Source organism: Cedecea sp., from assembly GCF_036500665.1.
Classification (GTDB): domain Bacteria; phylum Pseudomonadota; class Gammaproteobacteria; order Enterobacterales; family Enterobacteriaceae; genus Cedecea.
In genome coordinates, this window is the sequence record NZ_DASYBS010000082.1 from 1 (window position 1) to 9,068 (window position 9,068).

The 9,068-nt window shown below is 50.3% G+C and carries 9 protein-coding genes and 1 pseudogene; 9 read left to right on the plus strand and 1 reads right to left on the minus strand.

The window, feature by feature from the left end:
- A partial coding sequence (locus VGM55_RS12700; protein WP_331635653.1) for a hypothetical protein occupies positions 1-207 on the minus strand: 207 nt, incomplete at its 3' end.
- A 223-nt stretch (positions 208-430) separates the two neighbouring features.
- Between VGM55_RS12700 and VGM55_RS12705 the strand changes: the two genes are divergently transcribed.
- The 9 genes and pseudogenes from VGM55_RS12705 to VGM55_RS12745 all read left to right on the plus strand — a co-directional run.
- Positions 431-1,180, plus strand: coding sequence for a methyltransferase domain-containing protein (locus VGM55_RS12705; protein WP_331635654.1), 750 nt, complete (start codon positions 431-433; stop codon positions 1,178-1,180).
- A gap of 11 nt (positions 1,181-1,191) precedes the next feature.
- Positions 1,192-2,103: a class I SAM-dependent methyltransferase gene (locus tag VGM55_RS12710; protein WP_037423449.1), complete on the plus strand. Its 912-nt coding sequence runs from the start codon at positions 1,192-1,194 to the stop codon at positions 2,101-2,103.
- Positions 2,100-3,218: a site-2 protease family protein gene (locus VGM55_RS12715; RefSeq protein WP_186336825.1), complete on the plus strand. Its 1,119-nt coding sequence runs from the start codon at positions 2,100-2,102 to the stop codon at positions 3,216-3,218. Before VGM55_RS12710 ends, VGM55_RS12715 begins: the two co-directional genes overlap by 4 nt.
- A 10-nt stretch (positions 3,219-3,228) precedes the next feature.
- Positions 3,229-3,363 carry a TglA family RiPP precursor gene (locus VGM55_RS12720; protein ID WP_227021841.1) on the plus strand — a complete coding sequence of 45 codons (135 nt, stop codon included), beginning with the start codon at positions 3,229-3,231 and terminating at the stop codon, positions 3,361-3,363.
- Between the two features lie 53 nt (positions 3,364-3,416).
- Positions 3,417-4,331, plus strand: coding sequence for a DUF692 domain-containing protein (locus VGM55_RS12725; RefSeq protein ID WP_331635655.1), 915 nt, complete (start codon positions 3,417-3,419; stop codon positions 4,329-4,331).
- Positions 4,321-5,112, plus strand: a complete 792-nt coding sequence (locus VGM55_RS12730) for a hypothetical protein (protein ID WP_331635657.1) — start codon at positions 4,321-4,323, stop codon at positions 5,110-5,112. Before VGM55_RS12725 ends, VGM55_RS12730 begins: the two co-directional genes overlap by 11 nt.
- Complete coding sequence (locus VGM55_RS12735) at positions 5,099-7,531, plus strand: lantibiotic dehydratase (protein WP_331635658.1); 2,433 nt, start codon at positions 5,099-5,101, stop codon at positions 7,529-7,531. The genes VGM55_RS12730 and VGM55_RS12735 overlap by 14 nt, the downstream gene beginning before the upstream one ends.
- Positions 7,521-8,786, plus strand: a complete 1,266-nt coding sequence (locus VGM55_RS12740; protein ID WP_331635659.1) for an MFS transporter — start codon at positions 7,521-7,523, stop codon at positions 8,784-8,786. Before VGM55_RS12735 ends, VGM55_RS12740 begins: the two co-directional genes overlap by 11 nt.
- Positions 8,787-8,883: 97 nt before the next feature.
- Positions 8,884-9,068, plus strand: a pseudogene (locus tag VGM55_RS12745) (DUF2500 domain-containing protein); the annotation flags it as partial.

The following is a 9,068-nucleotide window of genomic DNA, read 5'->3' on the forward strand; positions in this document are numbered from 1 at the left end:
CGGCCAACTCATTATGTCTTCCTTATTCATTATGGGAGCCACAGCATCCGGCTCCAAATTGTCACCAGTGTCACTTCCTGATTGCAGTGTAGGCAGCACGGCTGTAATCGACAATGCTTTCTTGCGTATGAACTGTAACCCATCTGGCGTGATCAAGAATGATCTATAACGAACCGACATCACGAAAATGGGGCTTATTGTGCGCATTTGTCCTCTTGAAACGCCCTGCTTTATAACGATGGCTCAGATGATGCCGTTTAATCATAAGAAAATGGAATATATCAATGATGACGGTGCTCGTGGAGCGGTTCGGAGGTGTTTGGAACTAAAACAAAAAAATAAATCAAACGTGATTGTTGCTTAAGATTTATTAAATTGATAAATAGTATTTACATTTTTAATACTTCATTAACATTCTTTATGGGGCGTCATGGCGAGTATGGACAGTGTGACCGAGTCGTCTTTGGACAGCGTTGGGGATGGAATTGATTCTTTAAATGCAGCATGGAGTTTTGGCGGTAATACCCCAAAGAACTTTGACTCTCATGTGTCGAAGTCAGTGCCAAAATATCATGATGGGCACGATATTATTCTTTCACTCAGCGATTTCTTTATCAATAAAAACTCCGTCGTTTATGAACTGGGAAGCTCAACAGGGGCGTTAACGCGCAAGATGGCTAAACGGCATCCTCAGGGTGCTAAATTTATTGGTATTGATATTGAAGAGGCCATGACGCAACAGGCCAATATTCTGCTTGCCGAACAAGCGGCGAATAAAAATGTGACATTCCTTACGGACGATATTTTGAATTTCCCGTATGAAAAAAGCGATTTTATTGTCGCTTATTACACTGTGCAGTTTATTCCTCCTCGTGTTCGCCAGCAATTGTTTGATCGTATTTATCAAAGCCTCAATTGGGGCGGCGCCTTCGTGCTATTTGAGAAGGTTCGTGGCCCCGATGCTCGTTTTCAAGACATCATCAGCAGTTTGTATGTTGATTACAAGGTTGAGCAGGGATATTCCGCTCATGAGATCTTGGCTAAATCGCGTTCCCTGAAGGGCGTGCTCGAGCCGTTTTCCACGTTAGGAAACCAAGATATGCTTAATCGCGCCGGGTTTGTGGATGTGATGACCATTTTTAAACATATCTGTTTCGAAGGATTCTTCTGTATTAAGTGATGGGATAGAAAATGGATATAAAATCCGTGCGGCATTACCTGAGCTTATTACATATGCAACAAGACTATCAGGCAACGCACGTTGTGTGTGAAATCTGCAACTCGGCGGCTTGTTTGACTTTACTGACGCATATTCGTGGGCCGCAAGAAAACGCCGTAGCATTGCCAGTCGCTGGCTGCACTCAGTGCGGACATATTTATCAAGCATATCGTTTCGACGCTCAGTTTTATCAAGACTATTACGATAAGTTTTATCGTTTGAATTTATTTGGCGATGGTACGCCAGATAAAAGCTTTTTCCTCGATCAAATCAAACGGGGTGATTATCTCTATAAAAGTCTGAGCCAATGGTTGCCTGAGCAGGGGCGTCTGATCGATGTGGGGTGTTCTGCTGGTGGATTAATGATTCCATTCGCCAAACGAGGCTGGCAAGTAAAGGGAAACGATCCGGATAGTGCATATGCCCAGTATGGCAAAACGTTAGGATTGAATATCGATACGGTCAGCGCGGAAGAAATGACTGCAGATGAGCAAGCAGATCTGATCATCATTAACGGCTCGCTTGAGCACGTCTATGACGTCAACAGGGTAATGGAAAAATGTCAGGCCATGGCGTCAACGCAAGGGCTGCTGTTAATCGAAGGTCGGGCGTTGGGCTATGGTATGCAGCAGGGGTATCTGACACATAACCATCGGCGTTTTCTGACACCGCATAGCATTGAACTGCTGATGCTCAAACATGGTTGGACGCCGATCTTAACCACAGAAACGCCGTTATGTGGGCCGACAAGGCCGGGGGCTGTTTTTGTGTTGGGCCGGTTCGGTAGTGTGGATACTTCAGCATTTTCTGCTGTTTGTGCTGCTGGGCGTGATCAGCTGCACCAGTTCTATCGGCCCTGGTTTGAAACTGCGGGGGCGGCATGAGCGATAGCGTAATACCGATAGCAGCAAGTATCCCTCCTTGTCGATATCGTGATGAACTGATTTGTGAACCAGTAGCGGGCGCTGAAAAACCTAAATTCCGTATTTATGACCCCCAAAATGACATCGCTTATGAACTAGGAAAAACTGAACTTGCGCTAGCTCGGCTGTTTAACGGTGAACGAACTGTAGAGCAGGTACAACGGGTCGCGCAGGAGCATCTGCAGGCGACTATCGCCTTGCCAAAGCTGGCCGCTTTTCAAACCCGTTTGTTGCAATTGGGCTTATTGACGCATAGCGGTCAAAGTGGTGGCCTCAAACGCGACCCTGCCACTGGCATTACCTATGGTCCGCTAAAGCGTTTTTTGCTGATCAATTTGGTAAAAATGAACCCGCAAAGCGGCTTGGATCGTCTCTATAGCCGGGCACCATGGTTATGTTCCTCATTGTTTAACGCGCTGTTGCTGGTGGCGGTAGGTGTGGCTTTAGGTTTTTTGTTTAGTCAATGGTCTCAGTTTAGCCAGGACGTCATGGCAACCTACACCCAAAGCTGGTCATGGTTGGCCTGGCACTACCCGGTAATATTGAGTTCTATCGCCATTCATGAATTAGGACATGCGTTGAGTTGTCGGCATTATCGCGTGCGCGTTACCGATTTTGGCATCGGCGTGTATACGTTGTTGGCAACGGGCTGGGTTAGGCCAGAACAACGAACATGGTCCGCACTGAGCCCCGGTAAACGGGCAATCACGATCCTGATGGGGCCAGCCGCCAGCTTCTACTATGCGGCTGTAGGCATTGCCATATGGGGCATTACGGGAACCGGCTCTCCATTCCATGATATGGCGGTCGTGATGATCGTCGCTTCCTGTCTGTCATTAATTCCTACGCTGTTGCCGATTTTTAACGGTGACACTTATCTCGCGCTGACTGAATTTTTTAACCAACCTCGTTTGCGGCAGCGTGCGTTGCGTTATTGCCGCCAACGTCTGGCTGGCAAGTCCACTGAAGATGACAAAGATAGCCGTCTCTACTGGTTGGTAAGCCTGTTTACTGCATTCGGCTGGGTACTGGCCTGGTGCGGGATTGCCATGATGATTTTTCGTCTATTGCCCTAAGGAGAACTTGATGAAACCTGAAATGAAAGACAGTGAACAAAACCATGTTGTAGAGCAACAGCCTGTGGATGAGCAGGTTGATAATTTGTTTGAAGAGTTTGATCTGGACGATATCGAAGTGATTGAAAGCAAAGTCTTTGCATAAACATCGCCGCCCTGGAAACAGGGCTGTTTTGTTCCGACGGGATGATGGACGATATGACAGTAATGGCAAAACCCACGGTGGTTGGGGTGGGTATTCAATATAACCCAGAAATACTGGACTGGTTTCCGTTTGAAACCTTGCACGTCGATTTGTTGGAAATACTGTTAGACAACATTATGGCTCCAATGGACGGGCCGCATATTATGCGTCCGGAAGTGCGTGCGACGTTGGAAAAACTTGGCGAACGTTTCACTCTGCTGGCGCATTCAAACTACGGTTGCGACTTCGGTTTTAACCCATTGGACAGTACTGCTGCGGTACAGCGTCATATCCCATTAGCCAAAATGATCAACAGTCCATGGGTCGCTAACCACTGTTTTTACGGTGATGATTCTTGGTTGGATATTTGGAGCAGCCCCCTGCAGTTTTCGCAGCGAGAAGTGCTCCGTTGCGCCGATCGCGCCGCCGAATTGCAACAACGTTACGGTATGCCGCTAGCCCATGAGAATGCCGCTTATTATCTGCCTTGCCCCGGAGCAGAAATGCGTGAAGCGGAGTTCCTGGCGCGTTTAGTACAGCGCTCGGGCACCTTTCTGCACCTGGATTTACACAATATTTATACCAACTCTATCAATCTGCCTGGTTTTGATCTGGCTGATTATCTTGACACATTACCGCTGGATCGCGTGATTTCGGTTCATTTAGCCGGAGGCAGTTGGGCGGATGGCCTGTACCACGATTGGCACGATGCCGCCGTACCTGAACCGGTATGGGACCTGTATGAGGATCTCCTGTCGCGCACCTTGCCTTCGGCGATCGTACTGGAGTATCAGGGGCAGGCGCACCACGCGTTGACGCGGGTCATGGACGCTAATGATGAATCGATGATCGTCAAAGACGTGAAGCGTGCTCAGGCTATTTGGCAGCGGGCGGTGAGCGGCCAAGAGGTGGTAAGCGATGGATGCTAAAATTGCCTGGCATACCTGGCGTAAGATCCTGCGTGATGAAGCGTTACAACAGCAGTTGGTTGACGGGCAATGGCAGCCTCAGGCGTGTGATGCATTTACGCCGGAAGAACAGGCGGTGATTGCTGCCTATGCTGAAAATATTGATCGTGCGAAGTGGTTTATTGAGAACTACCAGTTTCGATTGGTGAATTCCTTTATTAATGCACTGGAAAACGGTGCGCCGTTGACGTTGCGAGCGCTGCTCAATCGTGGGGTGGAAATACCACAATTGTCGCGTGACTTTTTACAGGCACATCAATGGCATGATTATGGCCCACGTGTTTATACCTATTGTCGGGATATCCTCAATTGGTTGATAGCGGATGGGGAAAGCCAGATATGGCCAGCGCCGCTGGTGGATTTAATGGGTCTGGAATACCAAGTGGTGTCGTTGTATCTGTCGCTGCAACACGGAGTGCCTGCTGCCTCGGGCCCTGCGGGCTATGCTCACACTGGTATGGCTCGCCTGTACTGTAGCCAGTTTAGACTTTCGCAGTGGTTGCGCGATAAAAAAACGTTGGGGCAGGTTATGCCGCCATCCGGTGAGGAACACCTGCTGGTAACGTTGCCGGACTTGAATAGCCGCCATAAGTACCTATTGTTACCCCCCCGTTGTGCCGCATTGTTTAACCAGCCGCCGGTGCACGGAGCGCCCCTGGATGAAAACGATGCACCGTTTTTGGCTCGTTTGGTGTCAGCCAATGCACTGGTATTGAGGGAGTTAACGCATGAAGTGCGCTGATTATTTCTGGTTGCGTTCTGCGGGGTTCCCGGCTGATCACCTGATGCAGGTTTCGCCATTCTCCAACCTGCCGGCCTTTACTTTACTGATGGAGTTGTATCAATGGCGTGGGCGGTTACTGCAAACGTTTGAGCAACAGATGGCCATCGTCGGTGAAGAGCAATGTCGCAAGTTTGCACGCAAACTGGCGGCGCAACAGGCGGTGAGTGTGAGTGACTTGCCGTTACCATTACGTGATGTCTTGCACCAACCGCTCGGCGAGTGGCACAGCGTCAACGCGAAGATTATTGAACAAGAGACATCTTTGCGTTCTGGTTTTATTTCTTTTAGTGAGCAAGTGCGTCAGCAGTTGATTGATTTTCTGTCACGAGCTGATGTGTCGGAGGCGATATTCATTTCTAACCCCGACGCCGCACAGCGAATTAATACACTGGTCACCGAACGACATACGCCCTATGACAGCCGTAAAAAACAAAAAATTCGCTTGGGATGGAGTTATGCCCAGCGTTTTTGTACCAAGAATGATACCTGCAGCTTTTTTGGCCCGATAGCCTGGGGCCGGTTTGATGATCAACAAACCATGCTGGCCAATGTTAATAGGAGCACGGGTCGTTGGCTTTCTCAGCGGGAGACTTTTTTTGAAAGCTGGGTCATACAGCGTCTTGTTGCTCAGGTAAACGCACAGTGTCCGGAGCCAGCGTGTTTACCACTATCGGTGAATCCTGGCTGCTACCTTCAGGGCGATGTACTGCACTATCCGTTGGATAAATCACGCCGCCTGGCGGGTCCTATTCTGGAGGTGTTGAAAGCGTTGACGCTGGAGGTTGTCAGTGAAAAACAGTTACGCCACCGTCTGAATAGCGACCCTGGTCCGGTAGTTGAACACCTGATCGGGGCCGGTATTGTGCAACGCGGCTTCCAGATTTCGCCGCGTGATCCTGCCGCGTTAACCACGATCTTACAGGCAATGCGTACCGCAACGTTGCCTGAAAGTTTTATCGCTCACTGGTCCGAGTGTTTCCGGTGTTTGGAAGGGCTGCGTGAAACTTATGCCGGCGGCGATTTGCACCAACGCCAGCAGGCATTGGTGGCAATGAACCAGGCGCTGAGTGACGCAGGGATTTCGTTAGTGCGGGAAAGCGGAAAAATGTATGTCGGGCGTTATCCGGTTTATGAGGATTGCGCCCGCGCCAGTACTCTGACGTTTAGCCGTACGATGCAACAGGCACTTGATGAGGATTTTGCCCCGCTGATGTCGTTGTATCAGTGGCTCACGCGCGCCACGGGTGTTTTGTTGCATCAGGCCTGGTTGGATATTTATCAGCTAATTCCACCACGCAAGGATGGGCAAGCCATAAGTCTGTTGGCGTTCCTGCATCAATTGCATCCGCAACAGGCAACGATTCAACAACAGATTTGCGAACGGATCCGCGGGATGCTGAATGAAGCCTGGCAGCCGTTACTCAGCGCGGTACGTACAGAAGAAGTGCAGCTCAGTGCGGAACAATTAGCACAGGTATTAGCGGCATTGCATCAACAATGCCCTGCAGCCGCCGATTTTCCGGTGTTTGGTGAAAACTTCCACTCACCGGATTTTATGTTGGCTGCAGATGACCTGGAAGCGTTGAATCGGGGAGAATATTTGGTGGTGCTAGGGGAAACGCACCCAGGGGTTCATACGCTGAGCCAACCGGTCGCCGCGCCGTTTTGCCCCTTTACGGCAGAGATTGAACAGGAGGTTAATGCGCTATTGGGCCGGGAGCGCTTGGTATTGGCCGACTCGCCCGAGAGTTATCAGCGTTCGCATATCGATTGGCCCTTGGTACCCCATTATGCACAGTTGCTATTGCCAGGCTGCGGAGGCAGCGTAGCCGCTGAAAAACACTATCCTGTAGGGCGTGCCCGCCTACATTGCAAGGCAGGTCGTCTGACTGTGGAGGATATGGACGGTGCTTTTCACGAGGATTTGCTTTGTGTCAACAGCACTGCTCTGCATCAATTACTGTTTCAACTGGCGGGAGATATGTTGCCACGCCATGAGCCACGCCGCATTCGTGTGAACCGTACCCTGTACAAGCGACGTACCTGGGCGTTTAACACCGGTGGATGGCCAGAAGCGGTTTCCGATGAGTTTATGGCGTTTATCCAGTGGCAGGAATGGCAGCAGCGACAGGCACTGCCGCGTTGGGTATTTATCAAGTGTGACAGTGAGCCTAAGCCTTTATTTATCGATTTCGATAATCCGCTTTCTTTAGACACGCTGGCGACGGCGTTGAAGAAAGCGCGGGTGATTCACGTATCAGAAATGCTGCCGACACCTGATGAGCTTTGGCTCAATGATACTCGTGGCCGCGTCTGTTGCGAGATACGTACCACATTCTCCCCCATTAAGCAGGAGGCGTCTGAGAATGCAGAATGAACAGGTTTCTAGCGTAGCGGTACAGGAAGCGAAAAAAAGCTTCGCCATGTTGTTCCTGACGATTTTTATCCCCTTCGGTATGGGGCATTTTATCTCCTACCTGTACCGTACCGTGAACGCCGTGATTTATAACGATCTTGCCAATGAGCTGCACCTTCCAGCAGAAAGCTTGGGGGTTTTAACCGGGGTCTATTTCCTCACGTTCGCCGCTGCCCAATTGCCCCTCGGTGTGATGCTGGATCGCTATGGTCCCCGGTCGGTGCAAAGCCCGATGCTGTTGATAGCCGCTGCCGGCTCAGTGATTTTTGCAATGTCGCATAGCGAGGCGGGGTTGTTGATTGGGCGTGGCTTGATCGGTTTGGGGGTTGCTGGTTCCCTGATGAGTGCCATCAAGGCATGCTCAATCTGGTTACCGGTAGACAGACTGCCACTCAGTACCGCTTGTCTACTTTCAGTTGGCGGTTTGGGAGCTATGGCTTCGACGGCACCGCTGCATGCGGCATTAACTTGGATCACCTGGCGAGAAGCATTCTTGCTGCTGGCCGTGTTAACAGTATTGGTGAGTGCGGTGATTCACTTTTCAGTGCGTGGCGCCTTTATATCGAAAAATACGCATTTCAGCGACATGTGTCGCGAGGTGGGGCGCTTATATCGCTCATGGACCTTCTGGCGATTAGGACTCTATTCAGTCTTTGCCCACGCGACTTACATGGCGATCCTGGCGCTTTGGATGGGGCCCTGGCTACATGATGTTGCTGGTCTGAGCAATGCACAAATGGCTAATGCTTTGATGTTAGGTACGGTAGCCATGGTTGCCGGATCGCTCAGTTTTGGCTGGTTGACGGATTACCTGCGTAAATATGCCGTACAGCCGATTATGATCTGTGGCTGCGGTGTCGTGATCTTTGTGCTGTTTCAGGTGCTGATGTTAAGCGGTCTTTCCGTATCACCTTATGTGATCACCATGGGGTTCAGCTTCTTTGGTACAGCAGCTACCATGAATTATGCCATTGTGGCTCAGTCCGTCGAACCTGCATTAGCTGGTCGGGTAAGCGCGTCATTTAATCTGGTTGTCTTTGTATTGGCATTTGTCGTGCAGTGGTTGGTGGGGGCGGTGATCGGCAACTGGACTACAGTGGACGGTAGCTACCCAGTGGTGGCTTACCAGTGGTCGCTAGCCTTACTGATCGCCTTGCAATTACCAGGCTTACTGCTGTGGCTAACCTTTAAACCCTGGAAACTCACGCGTACTTAATGTGTCTGGTGAGGAAATGACTAAAACGGGTGGCGCTTCAACGTGAAAGTTGTTGTTATGGTTATGCTGATACAGCCAAAAGGGAATGGAAATTAAGATGAGCAAACCGCCACTGTTTTTTATCGCCGTGATTGCGTTGATCGCCGTACTGGCCACGCAGCGCTATTTCAACCAGCGCCGTGTGGCGGCAGAAAATGATCGTGCGTCGGTACGTAATCTGCAGGTCATCGTGAGCGATAAGCGTGAATTTCCCGTCGCCAAGACCCGATCGCCGCAACGTGA

Bases quoted from the DNA above. Each gene is read 5' to 3' on its own strand.
- VGM55_RS12715 (WP_186336825.1), top strand. From the start codon at position 2,100: ATGAGCGATAGCGTAATACCGATAGCAGCAAGTATCCCTCCTTGTCGA.
- VGM55_RS12730 (WP_331635657.1), top strand. From the start codon at position 4,321: ATGGATGCTAAAATTGCCTGGCATACCTGGCGTAAGATCCTGCGTGAT.
- VGM55_RS12710 (WP_037423449.1), top strand. From the start codon at position 1,192: ATGGATATAAAATCCGTGCGGCATTACCTGAGCTTATTACATATGCAA.
- VGM55_RS12740 (WP_331635659.1), top strand. From the start codon at position 7,521: ATGCAGAATGAACAGGTTTCTAGCGTAGCGGTACAGGAAGCGAAAAAA.
- VGM55_RS12735 (WP_331635658.1), top strand. From the start codon at position 5,099: ATGAAGTGCGCTGATTATTTCTGGTTGCGTTCTGCGGGGTTCCCGGCT.
- VGM55_RS12725 (WP_331635655.1), top strand. From the start codon at position 3,417: ATGACAGTAATGGCAAAACCCACGGTGGTTGGGGTGGGTATTCAATAT.
- VGM55_RS12720 (WP_227021841.1), top strand. From the start codon at position 3,229: ATGAAACCTGAAATGAAAGACAGTGAACAAAACCATGTTGTAGAGCAA.
- VGM55_RS12705 (WP_331635654.1), top strand. From the start codon at position 431: ATGGCGAGTATGGACAGTGTGACCGAGTCGTCTTTGGACAGCGTTGGG.